Source organism: Bacillus sp. AM 13(2015) (genome assembly GCF_001518755.1).
Lineage (GTDB): Bacteria > Bacillota > Bacilli > Bacillales > Bacillaceae > Bacillus > Bacillus safensis.
Genome location: NZ_LKCP01000080.1, coordinates 1 through 14,555, shown reverse-complemented (window position 1 = coordinate 14,555; position 14,555 = coordinate 1). Strand labels below are relative to the sequence as shown.

Sequence of the window (14,555 nt, the reverse complement as noted above, 5' to 3'; positions counted from 1 at the left end):
TTATATCTTCTAAAGATATAAGGCTTTTCTAATTAATGACCTGCTTGGATATTCACCAAATGCTTACGTCCAAGGAGGAGGATGATCATGCCTAAGAGAACCACAGCAGCCCCGACATAATAAGGTGTACTTGCTGTATAGGATTCAGCGAGAACTCCGGCAATCCAAGGAGCAATCGCACCCCCAATAAACCGTACAGCACTGTAAGAGGATGAAGCAATTGAACGTTCAACCGGTGCTGACCCCATCACAGCTGTCGTGAGCACTGTATTGATCATACCGAGAATTCCCCCAGCAATGACAATTCCGCAAATGACTACGACAACATGTGACGTAAATACCCCAATGCCAAGTAAAATCAATGCAAACGAAGCAAACAGAACGACAAGCGAGGTCAATGTCCCCAGTTTGCGATGAATGACTGGCGCTGAGAAGACAGAGGTCACAGCCAAGAATAGCCCCCATCCAAAAAAGACATATCCAAGTCCATGCTCATCAAGATGGAGCACAAATGGCGAATACGCTAAAAGCACAAAGAAACCGAAATTGTATAAGAAAGCGGCAGATGCCATCGTTAAAAGTCCTTTATATTTTAACGCCCCGACAGCCTCAAATAATTTCACTTTTTTCTGCGGCTTTTGCATAGGTGGAAGCATAAAGGTAATCGCTAAAAGAGCAATAAGCATTAACACGGCAACGCCAAAGAAAGGCCCGCGCCAAGAAATTGTGCCAAGCTCACCGCCAAGCAGCGGTCCAACCGATATCCCAAGACCTAGTGCTGCCTCGTATAAAATAATGGCCTTCGCACTTCCTCCAACTGATACACCAACAATGACAGAGAGTGCAGTTGAAATAAATAAAGCATTCCCAATGCCCCATCCGCCTCTAAAGCCAATTAATTCATTAATCGTTGAAGAAGTACCACCTAAAGCAGAAAAAACAATAATAAAAATGAGTCCAACTAATAACGTCCATTTCGCACCAATCCGACTAGAAATAAAGCCGGTAAAGAACATCACAAAGCCGGTCACAAGTAAGTAGCTTGTAAATAAAAGAGAGACCTGGCTTGGAGATGCGTGTAATTGCGATGCAATGGCTGGCAGGATCGGGTCGACGAGTCCTATTCCCATAAACGAAATCACACACGCAAAGGCAACAGCCCAAACGGCTTTTGGCTGCCTAAGCAGACTTGTACGCTGTTTCAACACTTCTTCTTCCTTCATTCCATCAGAACCTTTCCTTCAAATGTTGACAAAATAAAATAAACACGCAGAGGTGTTTATTTTTGTAATTGCTCAATTGCATGAGCCGCTCTTTCTTTCATTGCTTCAAGATCCTTTTTAAAGGATTGAATCGTTTCAAGCTTTTTTGTAATCAATTGATGCTGTATGTTGAGCTGCGCATCAATATCTAAAAGCTTCTCTAATCGTTCCTTCGGATCAAGCGACAGCAAGTAGCCTTCTTTATTCAGCTCTAGCTGCTTTCCGATTTCCATAAACGATTGAAGCTCCTGTAAAGAAAAGCCGAGTACCTCTTTTGCCTGCATCACTTTCTCCAGCTCTTCCATATCGTCCTCTGAGTAAAGTCTGACACCGCCCTCAGTCCGCTTTGGTGCTGATAATAAACCAATCTCTTCATAGAAACGAATCGTCCGTTTTGTCAGTCCGCTTCTTTTCGCCACTTGATCAATTTTCATCCATTCCATCGCCAGTGCCTCCTGCTCATCAATTCATGTTTTATTATACACCTTTATAACCTTAACGTAAACGTCAAATTTTTAACACTTGATTTATTCCATATGTTATCGCAAAATAAATAGTAATAATTACGATTTATAGGAGGTACCATATGCGCTCATTTCCACCTAAAGTAGAACGGCACCAGCTATTCGGATCTGTACCGCCAAGTCTTGGCACAAAGCCTTGGCAAAAAGAGGACATGACAGACATTCAAAAAACAGAGCAGGACTTTTATTTTCATCTTGAACAAGTCGGGGTCTGCCGCATCTCCTATCCCATACATATCGTATCTAAAACAGCACCACAGCGCCAAACAACCACTGCTGAATTCTCACTGAGTACATCCCTGCCAGCCCATCAAAAAGGCATTCATATGAGCCGTCTCACTGAACAGCTGCACTCGTTTTATGAGAGCAGCAAGCCGCTTGATGTGAATACCCTAAAAGAATTGACGGCAGCGCTCGCCCGGAAAATGAATCAATCCTCTGCTTCCGTTCAAGTTTCCTTTCCATGGTACATGGAAAAACAAAGTCCAGTCACCGGGCAGTCAGGCTTGATGCATGCAACTGTCAAATATGACGTCCATTTTCATGAAAAGGACGGATGGACCTGTCACGTTGGGTGCGATGCACAGGTCACGACATTATGTCCCTGTTCCAAAGAAATCAGTGAATATGGTGCCCATAATCAGCGTGGGTCTGTTTCCATTCAAGTAGAGTTGTTTGAACAAGTAGCGCTCCCTGACGACATCAAGACCGCTCTTTTACATATCATTGAGTCCAATGCGAGCGCACCGCTTTATCCCGTGCTCAAAAGACCTGATGAAAAGAAAGTGACAGAAGAGGCTTATGAAAATCCGCGCTTTGTAGAAGATATCACAAGGTTAATTGCCATTGAATTATATGAGCAGCCATGGATCAGAGGCTTTCAAGTCGAGTGTCGTAATGAGGAATCCATCCACCAGCATGATGCGTATGCCAAATGCTCCTATCAAAAAAACCTGTAGATCGCTCTACAGGTTTTTTATTTCCACATCTTTATTCATTCATTTCCTCAATCATAAGAGATAGTTCTGTCCAGCGGTCCATTGCTTGTTCTAATTCTTCCGCAACGGCTTTTTGTTCGTCCATCAGCTCTTGAATTTTCCCAAAATCACTGCCTGCCTCTGCAATGCTGGCTTCAAGCTGCTGATGTTTTTCCTCTAATGCTTGTATCCGGTCTTCAATCCCATCCCATTCAAGCTGGTCTTTATAAGAAAGTTTTTTTCTCTTTTTAGGCGCAGCTTCTACTTGTTTTTCAGCAGGCTTTGTCTCTGTCCGTTTCTGCTCTTTTTCCTGTTCCATATAATCGCTGTAAGCCCCTTGGAAGTGTGAGATTTGCCCATTTCCTTCAAAGACAAGCAGGCGGTGAACCACTCGGTCTAAGAAATAACGATCATGGGACACTGTGATGACGACGCCAGGGAACTGCTCTAAATAATCCTCTAAAATACTGAGGGTTTCTGTATCAAGGTCGTTCGTTGGCTCATCTAAAAAGAGAACATTCGGCTCTTCCATTAAGACCTTCAATAAATACAATCTGCGGCGTTCTCCCCCTGACAGCTTACGAATATACGTCCGCTGCATCGATCTTGGGAAAAGGAAGCGCTCCAGCATCTGCTCTGCTGTTACAATGGCGCCATCAGACGTCTTGACGATCTCAGCTGTTTCCTTGATGTACTCAATGATGGTCAGCTCATCATTCATTTCCTTGTGATCCTGCGTGTAGTAACCAATACGAACGGTTTGTCCAATGGTCAATTGTCCTGAAGTCGGTTCAATCTTACCTGCTAGACAGTTCAGTAAAGTGGTTTTGCCGACTCCATTCGGTCCGATAAATCCGATACGATCACCTGGCACGACTAAATCTGTAAACCGCTCCACAAGGGTCTGGCCAGCAAATGAAATCGATAAGTCTTCTGCCTCTATCACTTGTTTTCCCAAGCGGTGTGAGCCAATGGCAAAATCAAGCTCTCCCTTCGCATCAGGCCCTTTTTGATCCTTCAGCTCTTCGACTCTGCCGATACGTGCTTTTTGCTTTGTCGTTCTTGCTTTTGCTCCTCGTCTGAGCCATGCAAGCTCTCGTCTAAGCAAGTTTTGACGCTTCGTTTCTTTCACCTGAGCTTCTGCTTCCCGCTCTGCTCTTTTTTCTAAAAAGACTTCATAATTTCCTTTATACGTATAAAGCTGTCCTTGATTTAACTCATAAATCCGATTGGCCACCCGATTTAAGAAATAACGATCGTGCGTCACGAGGATGACAGCACCGCTATATTGGCTTAAGTATCCTTCAAGCCATTCAATCGTTGCATTATCAAGATGGTTGGTTGGCTCATCTAAAATCAACAAACCAGCAGGCTGAATTAAATTTTTAGCAATGGCGACACGTTTTTTCTGTCCGCCTGATAATGCATGTACAGAGCGGCTTACATCTTTCACGCCAAGCTTTGTCAAAATCGTTTTGGCTGAAAGGTTCGCATCCCAAGCATCTTCTTGATCCATTCGATTTTGCATGCGCATCAGTGCCTCTTGTTTTGTCTCATTTTGCGGATCATGCTCTAAATCGGCGAGTGCCTTTTCATACGCCTTCATCGTTTGAATCATTGGTGCCGTTCCCGAAAAAATATAGTCAAGAATCGTTTCATTCCCGCTCATTTCAGGATCTTGCTCGAGAAATTCGATATCAAGTGTCCCTGCTTTCGTGATGTCACCTTCCTCAAACGATTCAAGTCCTGCAATGACCTTTAGAAGCGTTGACTTCCCTGTTCCATTTGGACCAATCAATCCGATGCGTTCCTTTGGTTCTATATGAAAAGAAATATGATCAAACAGCGTTTTCTCGCCATAGGTTTTATATAATCCTTCAACATTCAATAAACTCATTTTATCAGCCCTTACATAGATTCTTTCTTTATTTTAAATCAGCCAGTAGCAGAAAACTAGTTTTAAAAAACCCGCTGCAGAAAAGAATGTTTCCTTTTGATGCTCGATACACTATGAAGAGGTGATCTAAAGATGATAACCATTAGCTTATGTATGATTGTGAAAAATGAAGAGGAGGTGCTGGCGGACTGCCTTTCGTCTGTTCAAGACATTGTCGATGAGATGATCATCGTTGATACAGGATCAACAGATCAAACGAAGGAAATTGCTCATTCCTTTTCAGCAAAAGTGCTGGATTTTGAATGGGTCCAGCATTTTGCAAAAGCACGCAACTTTGCTTTCTCACATGCAGCGAAAGAGTATATTTTATGGCTCGATGCTGACGATGTTCTGCTTGAAGAAGACCGCCAAAAACTGCTTCAGCTCAAGCAGACACTTGATCCCTCGGTGGATGCCGTTTCGATGTTTTATCATGTGGGATTCGATGAAAACGGTCGAGTCAATTTCAAATATAGAAGAAATCGCCTTGTGAAGCGTTCCTTGAACTTTCAGTGGTACGGGGCCGTTCATGAGTTTCTTCAAGTGTATGGAAACATCCTTCCTGCAGATATCGCCGTCACACATCAAAAACGCAAGAAAACAACTGCTGGTGAGCCTGGGCGCAACTTGCGAATTTATGAAGACATGCTGGCAAAAGGAGAGGATATGACGCCCCGTGATCTCTTTTACTTTGCCAATGAATTAAGAGACAACGGGCAGCATGTCAAAGCGATTCGTTTTTATCATGAATTTTTAAACACAAAACAGTGCTGGATTGAGGATGAAATTCGCACATGCCAATATTTAGCGGACTGCTATTATGCGGAAGGCTATGAGGAAGCAGCCTTATCCTCCTTATTGCGATCCTTCTTATATGATCAGCCCCGGCCAGAATTTTGCTGCCGGATCGGGGATCATTTAAAAATACAAAATAAACATCAGGCAGCCATCTTTTGGTATGAGCAGGCGCTGAAGGCTCCTGAAAACGAAACAGCCTTCACACTGACACAATATAAAACGTGGTATCCTCACCTTCAGCTTTGCTACTGTTATTATCAGCTCGGCAACCTGGAACAAGCCAAAATACATCACCGTGCCTCCTCGGCCCATCATCCAACTCATCCAAGTGTGCTGTACAATGAAAAAATATTTGCTGAACAGACTTAGATTGTCTGACACCACATCCGCCTTCGATCTCCCGGCGGATGTCTCTTTTTATACACTTCTTCGGTTGTGACGTTTAACACTTTAGTGATTTAAAGCGTTTTTCAACCAATTGACTAAATTGTCATTTGCGCATATACTAACATTCGTCTTACGAAAAGATTTATCCATTAGGAGGTCAACATGAGTTCTTTATTTCGAAAAAAATCTCTCGACCAGCTCATGCTTGAAAGTCAAACGAAGCGGCTCAGCCGTTCTTTGAATACGTTTGATTTAATCTTGCTTGGCATTGGCTGTGTGGTCGGGACTGGGATCTTTGTCATTACGGGGGTTGCTGCGGCAAATGATGCAGGACCTGCGATTATTATATCTTTTATTTTGGCTGCGATCGCATGCGCCCTTGCTGCTTTTTGCTACGCTGAATTCTCCTCATCCATTCCTGTGTCAGGAAGCGTCTATACGTATTCCTACGCAACACTTGGAGAATTTCTCGCCTTCTTAATGGGCTGGGATCTCATGCTTGAATATGTCATTGCACTCTCTGCTGTGGCAAGTGGATGGTCGTCCTATTTTCAATCACTTCTCAGCGGATTCGGTCTTCACATACCGAAGGCTTTATCAGCTGCACCTGGAGCCGCTGACGGGGCCGTCTTTAACCTTCCAGGCGCACTCATTATTTTGCTCATCACCTTTATCGTCTCAAGAGGCGTCAAAGAAAGTACAAAGCTGAATAACATCATTGTGCTGATCAAAATTGCCATCGTCCTACTCTTTATCATTTCAGGCTTTGCTTACGTCAAACCTGAAAACTGGACACCGTTTATGCCAATGGGCTTTAACGGCGTGATTGCAGGCGCGGCAACCGTCTTTTTTGCTTACCTCGGATTTGATGCGATCGCCAATGCATCTGAAGAGGTCAAAAATCCGCAAAAGGCGATGCCGGTTGGGATTATCGGAGCGCTCGGCGTTTGTACCATTTTATACATCGGGGTTTCCTTTGTCTTAACAGGCATGGTTCACTATACGAAGCTGAATGTCAGTGATCCTGTCGCATTTGCTCTTCAAGTAGTTGGCCTGAATAGTGTGGCGGGTATCATATCAGCCGGTGCTATTATTGGGATTACCACGGTTCTCATTGCCTTGGTATATGCACAGGTTCGCTTAACCTTTGCGATGAGCCGCGATGGGCTTATGCCAAATATTTTCTCAAAGGTTCATCCAAAATCGCAAACGCCCGTTGCCAACACTTGGCTGACAGGTGCAGTCGCAGCGTGTATCGTAGGTTTTGTGAATTTATCGACGCTTGCGAATTTAGTCAGCATCGGTACACTGGCAGCCTTCACGGTGATTTCCATTGCAGTCATCATTTTACGGAAAAAACATCCGAATCTTAAAGCAGCATTTAAAGTACCGTTCGTGCCTGTGCTTCCGATTATCAGTGCGATCATTTGTATGACATTGGCTGCCACACTGAAATGGGAGACATGGAGAGCCTTCCTCATCTGGATCGCCATCGGTGTTGTTGTCTATTTCACCTATGCAAGACGAAAAAGCCATCTGAATGAAACAAATTAGAAAAGAGACTCGGGGATTCCCGGTCTCTTTTTTTCTTAAACCACGCTGTTTTTGACTGAATTTGAGTCCACCATATCTGGATCTAACACGCTTGAAATCGGAATGACAAGCGGTGAACAATCTCCATTGTCCTCACCAAAACCTTGATTCAATTTCATCGAGAGAAAATAATCAATCTGCTGATAAGGTCCTAGCGTCAGTGATGCACCCCGATCCATTGCATTGATTTTAAAAGCACCGACATTGACGACTGAAGGTGAGAATAACATCACACGTCACTTCCTTTGAATGGGTTTAGCTGCTGGTGAAAAAGAGGCAGGTGAGTCCACTTGATCTCGATCATCTACATGGCTTTTTGTACCGACAAAACCGCTGGCATCTCCAAAATTCTGTCCGTAACCCTGATTTTTTTTATCTGAGTTTTGCCACTCTGCTAACAAATTTTGTCCGACATTCACCGCCGACGCATTTTCAAAGGAATTAATTTTTAACATGAAAATATTAATATTGATATACGGAGTTGGTTGAACCACAGATAAACCTCCTTTTTATAGGTATATGCAAGCACCCATCAAGTATGTTAACGGGAGGTCTTCACATGGACTTCGAAAAAATGAAACAGTGGATGGATATTGCCCAGCAAATGCATGGAGATGATTTTTGGAAAATGATCTTCGACGATGAGCAAAGATCCCCCTTTATGGCAAACGGTCCATCTCCATTTACATTCACACAGCAGGATCAGCGGGGATCAGATGCGTCGTTTCCACCAATCGACATGGTGGAAACCCCTACAGAAATTCAATACTTAATTTACTTGCCTGGCTACCGAAAGGAAGATGTTCAGGTGTTATCATATGGTGAATATTTGGTTGTGAAAGGACAGCGTTTTTCCTTTTTTAACGAGCAGGACTTTCGCCAAAAGCAAGGGAAGTATGGTCCGTTTGAAAAGAAAATCCGCCTTCCAGAAATGATTCTTGATCAAATGAATGCTGCCTTTAAAGACGGGGTACTTTACATCCGCCTGCAAAAGGATGAAGGAAAAGCGACTGCTATCATCATAGATGACGAATATTGATACTCACTGCGTCTATTTGATCACGATCATCAATTGTTTCAATTGGCAGGATCGTGATCACGCCATCAGCATTCTGTTCCCCAAATCCATTGTTTCTTTTGATCGTACTGCAATGATTGCGAACAAACGTCGAGCCAAACGTCATGGATGAACCTGTGCCAATCGAATTCGTTTTCATATGGGCAATGTGAATCTGAGTAGGCAGCATATACTTCTCCCCTTTCTTGTCATCTCTATAAGTATATATGCGATAGCTTTTCCATAGACTAGAGCAAGGCGGAAGAAAAGGTTGTGGTCTACTTGAAACATTTCATTCAATCACTCTTTAAAAAAACTGAATCCAGTCCATCCCCATCTGTCGTTGAGCTAGAAAAAAGACTCGCCGCTCTTGAGCAAAAAATGTCTGCACCAGCTGCTCCTGTCTCAGAAGATACACACATCCATATCGAATCCCTGCACGTGGACAAAATTGATTACCACTTAGAATTTGGGGAGCTTTCTATTGACCAGCTTCAAGGCAGGCTCAATATTGGGGCAACCTATTACACGCCAAAGGAAACGCGCATCAAAAAATCCACACAAACACCGAAGCCAAAAGAAACAAAAACACCGGTCGTCTCAATTCGATCAAAGCCTTCTTCTTCTTAATGCACTCAGCTTTTCAGCACAATCGGCAGCCAGAAATAGACCGCAAGAACAATCACCACAATACTGATGATATTTAACCAAAAGCCTGCCCTGACCATATCTGATATTTTCAGCACATCCGCACTAAAGACAGCGGCGTTTGGCGGTGTGGATATCGGCAGCATAAACGCGCAAGAGGAAGCCAAAGCAGCAGCGGCCATTAACCCATACGGCTCGATTCCAATCGCAAGCCCAAGCCCTACCGTTATCGGAATAATCATATTGGCAACAGCCGTATTTGACATAATTTCAGTCATAAACAGAATCGCTCCCGTTAAAATAATCAACAGCATGATATACGAAAGCCCGTTTAAATGCTGTAGATTTTCTCCGATCCATCCTGTTAGATTGGTTTCTGCAAAGCCCGTAGCGAGCGAAAGCCCTCCTCCAAACAAAAGCAAAAGTCCCCAAGGCAGTTGTTTCATATCCTGCCATTCTAATATTCTCTCTCCATTTGTTGCTGGAATGAGAAATAACAGCATGGCACCGAAAATGGCGATAGACGTATCAGATACGGTCATCCCTCCAAACAAAAAGAGCTTAAAAATCCATAAGAACGCCGTCATGAGAAAAACAACAAATACCCATTTTTCTTCTCTTTTCATTTTTCCTAAATCCTCTAATCCCTTTTGAATGAACGATGCACTCATTTCACCTGTGTGTTCTACCTTGAACTGTACCCTCGTCAAATACAAAAATAAGAGAATGAGCAGAATCAGCGCAACAGGAAAACCAAACATAAACCATTCAAAAAACATAATCTCCCGATCTAGCAGTTTTTTTGACATCGCAGCAAACACCGCATTTGGCACAGAACCGACAAGTGTCGCCAATCCTCCTATTGACGCTGAATACGCAACCGACAATAAGATGCTTTTACTGAATCGATCAAGAGATGGACCAGATAAGATTTCATTTGTCTTAACCTCTTTAATCACTGCAAGTGCCACTGGCAGCATCATGAGGGCAGTCGCTGCATTCGAAATCCACATAGATAAAAAAGCAGTCGCGATCATGACACCTAATACAATGCGGTCACTTCTTGTGCCAATCACCCTTAAAATGTGTAAAGCCATTCTTCTATGTAATTTCCATTTTTCAATGGCAATTGCGATCATAAATCCTCCCATGTACATAAAGACGATCGGATCTCCATAAGACCTTGATGTTTGTTCCATAGAAAGCCCGCCAAGTGTCGGCAGCAGGATGATGGGCAATAAAGATGTAGCAGGAATGGGAAGTGCTTCAGTCACCCACCATGTGGCCGTCCAAGCCGTAATGCCCAAGACTACCCTCGCAGCATAGGTCAATTCATCTTCAGGTATGAGAAAAAAAATGAGCAAAAAGAGTGTCGGTCCAAGAACAAGTCCAATCAAATTCACCTTTTTATAAACGATAACAATTCCCCCTAATGAAAGCGCTTGTCATATTTTTTCTAATTTTTCACATTCGATGATCTTTTAAGAAATCCTTTAAATCATAAGAAAAAATGAAGATATCTTTCATTACGAAATAGCTGTTTTTTAACCCCATTCCCCAAACCTTGACATGATCCCTTGGTCTATTTTCATAGGAGAAACTATACAAATCACGACCAATCACTGTAAAATATAGAGGATCTAATCAAAAATTGAGGTGTTTTCATTGTATACGGGTCAACGAAAATCATTTTGGAAACAGAAAAAAGTCATAATTCCCATTCTTAGCATCATCGTAGTTGCTGCTGCTTTCTTTTTCTTAAAAGATACTCTTTTCTCAAAAGAAAAAGAGGCTTTAAAAGCCGCTCAAAACTTTACGGAACATATGAAGAAGAAAGACTTTACGAAGCTGGCAGATGAGGTGACAAGTGCATCTTTGAAAGCCAATGACTTTTCAAAAAAACAACTAGCCGAAAAATACGACAATATTTTCAACGGTATTGGTGCTTATGACCTGAACATTTCAAAGCTCAACGTTGAAAAACAGGACAAAGGAAATGGGTATCAATTTTCCTATGATGTAACGATGAAAACGTCTCTTGGCAAGCTGCATAAGCTGTCTTACAAGGGCGTTCTTTCCGAAGAGGACGACAAGTGGAAAGTGGACTGGAAGCCAAATCTCATCTTCCCGCAAATGGAGAAAGGAGATACCATCAAGGTCAAAGCTGACCCTGCTGTCCGCGGAAACATTGTCGACCGAAAAGGACGTACACTGGCAGAAACAACTGGTGGAAACGCACTTGGCGTCATCCCAGGAAAGCTCGGAACAGGAGAAGAAAAAGAACGTAATATCAAAAAGATCAGCAAAGCGTTTGATATAGAGGAAGAACTCATTGACAATCAGCTGAAACAAGCATGGGTCACAGACGACACGTTTGTCCCGCTCAAATCGATGTTAAAACAAAAGCCGATTCCAAAGGACGTAAATGGCGTTACCTATCAAACGAAGGAAATGCGCTACTATCCATATAACAAAGCCGCCGCTCATCTCACCGGGTATGTCGGAAAAGCAAATGCGGATGATATCAAAAGAAATCCAGCATTAAAGGCAGATCAAATCATCGGCAAAACCGGCCTTGAATTTACATTTGACAAAAACTTACGCGGACAAGATGGCGGAAGCATTCTCATCGTCCATGATGAAACAGGTATTGAAGAAACATTGCAAAAATCAGATCGAAAAGATGGAAAAACAGTGAAGCTGACGATTGATGCTTCTTTACAGAAAAAAGCCTATGATCAGTTGAAAGGCGAAAAAGGGGCCGTCACAATCATGAATCCATCATCAGGCGATCTATTAGCGCTTGTCAGCACCCCTTCCTACGATGTCAATCTCATGACAAACGGGATTACACCTAAGCAATATCAGGCATACAGTGAAAATCCAGACCTTCCATTCCAAGCTCGATATGCGAGCCGGTATGCGCCAGGATCCACATTCAAAACCATTACAGCAGCCATTGGGCTGGAAACAGGTGTCACAAAGCCTGACAAAGTGCGTACCATTCACGGACTAAAATGGCAAAAGGATCAATCTTGGGGAAATTATCGCATCACACGGGTTCACGATAAAGAAAAAGTAAATATGGTCGATGCCCTTGTATACTCAGACAATATTTATTTTGGACAGGAAGCACTCGAAATCGGCAAAGACACCTACGAGCAAAAAGTGAAAGCATTTGGGTTTGGCGAAGACTTACACATGCCATTTACAATGAAGCCTGCACAAGTATCGAACGATGGCATTCAATCGGATATCTTACTGGCTGACTCGGCGTATGGCCAAGGCGAATTACTCATGTCACCAATTGAACAAGTACATGCCTATTCTCCATTTGCCACAGGAGGCAAGCTTGTCTACCCTCGAGTGATTCAAGATGGAAAAACAGCATCACCAAAACAAATCATCAAAGAAGGCACGGCAAACACAGTGAAAGACGCATTGACTAAGGTCGTGACCAGTCCAAACGGAACAGCCCACTCCTTACAAATCGAAGGAGCGGATATTGCCGCTAAAACGGGTACGGCAGAATTAAAGAGCAAACAAGGTGCAACAGACGGCACTGAAAATGGATTTTTACTTGCGTTTAATCCTAAAAAAGAAGATTACGTCCTCGTCGGCATGATCGAAGGTGTGAAAAACCGCGGCGGCAGTGGACTTGTCGTTCAAAAAATGAAGCCTGTGATTGCTTCTTTTTACAAATAACTCTTTAGAGACACAAGCTCAATCAAGCGCTTGTGTCTCTTTTTTTCTAAATCATGACAATTTGCTATTGTTTTATAGTTCACCTTATGAATAAAATGAGAAGAATGCAAAAATCAGAAAACAGATAAATGAAGGGAGGAAGTCTCATTGGCCATTGCTGCTCGTACAAAGGATAAACCTCAACATTCTGTTACCGGCTCAACGGTTTATCCCATCCTATTGATTATTGGTATTTGTCATATGCTGAACGACACACTTCAAGCCGTTATTCCTGCGATGTTCCCTATTTTGGAACGCTCAATGGGGCTGACCTTTACACAATTAGGCTGATTGCCTTTACATTAAATATGGTCTCCTCCGTGATGCAGCCTGCTATTGGTTGGTACACAGATAAACGGCCGATGCCTTATGCACTTCCGATTGCTTTATTTTCAAGTGCTGTCGGTATATTCGGACTCGCGTTTGCTCCATCTTTTGCAACCATTTTGCTTTGCGTTGTCTTTATCGGACTTGGCTCTGCGATCTTCCATCCAGAGGGCTCCCGTGTTGCCAACATGGCAGCTGGTCCAAGACGAGGACTTGCACAGTCCATCTATCAAGTAGGCGGTAATACAGGTCAAGCCTTTGCTCCGCTTATCGCTGCATTAATGCTCGTACCGCTCGGTCAGACAGGCGTGGCTTGGTTTACGATTGTTGGAATGATAGCGGTCGGTTTCCTTCTTTATATTTCAAGATGGTATGCCGGAAGACTTCAAACCATGCGGGCCCAAGCGAAAAAAACACCTGCAAAAGCTGCTAGATCTGATATTCATCGTAAATCAGCACTCATTGCACTTGGCATTATCGTCTTTCTCATCTTCGCCCGCTCTTGGTATGGAAATGCCATTTCGAATTTCTATGCGTTTTATGCGATTGAACAATACGGTTTGACGATTAAAGAATCACAGACTTATATTTTCTTATTTCTCATTCTAGGTGCAATTGGGACATTTTTAGGCGGGCCACTTGCAGACCGCTTTGGCAAAAAAAACGTGATTTTAGTTTCCTTATTGGCATCCTTCCCGCTTGCCCTGCTGCTGCCATTTGCCGGACCCGTTTTTGCTTATGTTTTACTCGGGCTGATTGGGCTCATTTTGACATCAAGCTTCTCTGTCACCGTGGTTTATGCCCAAGAACTATTTCCCGGGAAAATTGGCACAATGTCTGGTTTAACTGTTGGGCTTGCGTTTGGTATGGGTGCAATCGGATCGGTTGCCCTCGGTTCATTCATTGATGCCTTTGGCTTAACGCCTACCATGCTCGGTGTTGCCTTTTTACCGATATTAGGCATCCTAGCCTTCTTACTTCCTAGCGACCAAACCATCTCCAAATGGAATGAATCATAAAAGGAAAAACCGCTCAAATCAATATGAGCGGTTTTTTTCACATCTCATAGAAATGTGTATCAGGAACATGCTTCTTTGCAATAAACCCTTGCTTAAATTCTGGAAATACCTTTTGCACCTGTTTGATTTTTCGATGAATCAAGTCAGCATAAGGAATATACAGGTGATCCACAAGCTTTTGTTCTGTCATATAGTAATACCAATTCAGATTAAAGGTCTTCTCATCAATGATCGTAAAGGCAGAAAAATGATAGAACAAAAGTGGACATTCGTCGAGATACAT

Annotated in this window: 13 protein-coding genes and 2 pseudogenes; 7 read left to right on the top strand and 8 right to left on the bottom strand. The window is 43.0% G+C overall.

The window, feature by feature from the left end; genetic code table 11:
• Positions 1–32: 32 nt before the first annotated feature.
• Positions 33–1,223, bottom strand: coding sequence for an MFS transporter (locus tag AOQ70_RS13430; RefSeq protein ID WP_059376773.1), 1,191 nt, complete (start codon positions 1,221–1,223; stop codon positions 33–35).
• A gap of 56 nt (positions 1,224–1,279) precedes the next feature.
• Positions 1,280–1,705, bottom strand: a complete 426-nt coding sequence (locus tag AOQ70_RS13425; RefSeq protein ID WP_041087175.1) for a MerR family transcriptional regulator — start codon at positions 1,703–1,705, stop codon at positions 1,280–1,282.
• 143 nt (positions 1,706–1,848) lie between these two features.
• Between AOQ70_RS13425 and folE2 the strand changes: the two genes are divergently transcribed.
• A complete protein-coding gene (gene folE2, locus AOQ70_RS13420) occupies positions 1,849–2,745 on the top strand; it encodes a GTP cyclohydrolase FolE2 (protein ID WP_059376771.1) in 897 nt (298 codons plus the stop codon).
• 31 nt (positions 2,746–2,776) lie between these two features.
• On the opposite strand, the gene AOQ70_RS13415 is transcribed toward folE2, so the two are convergent.
• On the bottom strand, positions 2,777–4,660 hold the full coding sequence (locus AOQ70_RS13415; RefSeq protein WP_059376768.1) for an ABC-F family ATP-binding cassette domain-containing protein: 1,884 nt from the start codon (positions 4,658–4,660) through the stop codon (positions 2,777–2,779).
• A gap of 132 nt (positions 4,661–4,792) precedes the next feature.
• Here AOQ70_RS13415 and AOQ70_RS13410 point away from each other — a divergent pair, with 132 nt between their 5' ends.
• Both AOQ70_RS13410 and AOQ70_RS13405 read left to right on the top strand, forming a co-directional pair.
• The gene (locus AOQ70_RS13410) at positions 4,793–5,866 is read left to right on the top strand and encodes a tetratricopeptide repeat-containing glycosyltransferase family 2 protein (protein ID WP_059376766.1); all 1,074 of its coding nucleotides are present in this window, start codon (positions 4,793–4,795) and stop codon (positions 5,864–5,866) included.
• A 180-nt stretch (positions 5,867–6,046) separates the two neighbouring features.
• Complete coding sequence (locus tag AOQ70_RS13405; protein ID WP_039177068.1) at positions 6,047–7,438, top strand: amino acid permease; 1,392 nt, start codon at positions 6,047–6,049, stop codon at positions 7,436–7,438.
• Positions 7,439–7,473: 35 nt separating this feature from the next.
• On the opposite strand, the gene AOQ70_RS13400 is transcribed toward AOQ70_RS13405, so the two are convergent.
• Both AOQ70_RS13400 and AOQ70_RS13395 read right to left on the bottom strand, forming a co-directional pair.
• On the bottom strand, positions 7,474–7,707 hold the full coding sequence (locus AOQ70_RS13400; protein ID WP_024424583.1) for a hypothetical protein: 234 nt from the start codon (positions 7,705–7,707) through the stop codon (positions 7,474–7,476).
• Positions 7,708–7,713: 6 nt separating this feature from the next.
• Positions 7,714–7,971, bottom strand: a complete 258-nt coding sequence (locus AOQ70_RS13395; RefSeq protein WP_003213975.1) for a hypothetical protein — start codon at positions 7,969–7,971, stop codon at positions 7,714–7,716.
• Between the two features lie 65 nt (positions 7,972–8,036).
• Between AOQ70_RS13395 and AOQ70_RS13390 the strand changes: the two genes are divergently transcribed.
• Complete coding sequence (locus AOQ70_RS13390; RefSeq protein WP_059376765.1) at positions 8,037–8,516, top strand: Hsp20/alpha crystallin family protein; 480 nt, start codon at positions 8,037–8,039, stop codon at positions 8,514–8,516.
• On the opposite strand, the gene AOQ70_RS13385 is transcribed toward AOQ70_RS13390, so the two are convergent.
• On the bottom strand, positions 8,497–8,724 hold the full coding sequence (locus AOQ70_RS13385) for a hypothetical protein (protein WP_039177063.1): 228 nt from the start codon (positions 8,722–8,724) through the stop codon (positions 8,497–8,499). The genes AOQ70_RS13390 and AOQ70_RS13385 overlap by 20 nt on opposite strands.
• A gap of 83 nt (positions 8,725–8,807) precedes the next feature.
• On the opposite strand from AOQ70_RS13385, the gene AOQ70_RS13380 reads away from it, so the two are divergent.
• Entirely contained in the window at positions 8,808–9,164 is a 357-nt protein-coding gene (locus AOQ70_RS13380; RefSeq protein WP_099663017.1) for a hypothetical protein, read from the top strand.
• A gap of 5 nt (positions 9,165–9,169) precedes the next feature.
• On the opposite strand, the gene AOQ70_RS13375 is transcribed toward AOQ70_RS13380, so the two are convergent.
• A complete protein-coding gene (locus AOQ70_RS13375; RefSeq protein WP_059376762.1) occupies positions 9,170–10,585 on the bottom strand; it encodes an SLC13 family permease in 1,416 nt (471 codons plus the stop codon).
• 262 nt (positions 10,586–10,847) lie between these two features.
• On the opposite strand from AOQ70_RS13375, the gene pbp4 reads away from it, so the two are divergent.
• Together pbp4 and AOQ70_RS13365 are read left to right on the top strand one after the other, a co-directional pair.
• Positions 10,848–12,887, top strand: a complete 2,040-nt coding sequence (gene pbp4 / locus AOQ70_RS13370) for a penicillin-binding protein PBP4(5) (RefSeq protein ID WP_059376758.1) — start codon at positions 10,848–10,850, stop codon at positions 12,885–12,887.
• Between the two features lie 147 nt (positions 12,888–13,034).
• Positions 13,035–14,272, top strand: a pseudogene (locus AOQ70_RS13365) (MFS transporter).
• A gap of 37 nt (positions 14,273–14,309) precedes the next feature.
• On the opposite strand, the pseudogene AOQ70_RS13360 reads toward AOQ70_RS13365, so the two are convergent.
• Positions 14,310–14,555 (bottom strand): annotated as a pseudogene (locus AOQ70_RS13360) (hypothetical protein); the annotation flags it as partial.

Bases quoted from the DNA above. Each gene is read 5' to 3' on its own strand.
- AOQ70_RS13430 (WP_059376773.1), bottom strand. From the start codon at position 1,223: ATGAAGGAAGAAGAAGTGTTGAAACAGCGTACAAGTCTGCTTAGGCAG.
- AOQ70_RS13425 (WP_041087175.1), bottom strand. From the start codon at position 1,705: ATGGAATGGATGAAAATTGATCAAGTGGCGAAAAGAAGCGGACTGACA.
- folE2 (WP_059376771.1), top strand. From the start codon at position 1,849: ATGCGCTCATTTCCACCTAAAGTAGAACGGCACCAGCTATTCGGATCT.
- AOQ70_RS13415 (WP_059376768.1), bottom strand. From the start codon at position 4,660: ATGAGTTTATTGAATGTTGAAGGATTATATAAAACCTATGGCGAGAAA.
- AOQ70_RS13410 (WP_059376766.1), top strand. From the start codon at position 4,793: ATGATAACCATTAGCTTATGTATGATTGTGAAAAATGAAGAGGAGGTG.
- AOQ70_RS13405 (WP_039177068.1), top strand. From the start codon at position 6,047: ATGAGTTCTTTATTTCGAAAAAAATCTCTCGACCAGCTCATGCTTGAA.
- AOQ70_RS13400 (WP_024424583.1), bottom strand. From the start codon at position 7,707: ATGTTATTCTCACCTTCAGTCGTCAATGTCGGTGCTTTTAAAATCAAT.
- AOQ70_RS13390 (WP_059376765.1), top strand. From the start codon at position 8,037: ATGGACTTCGAAAAAATGAAACAGTGGATGGATATTGCCCAGCAAATG.
- AOQ70_RS13385 (WP_039177063.1), bottom strand. From the start codon at position 8,724: ATGCTGCCTACTCAGATTCACATTGCCCATATGAAAACGAATTCGATT.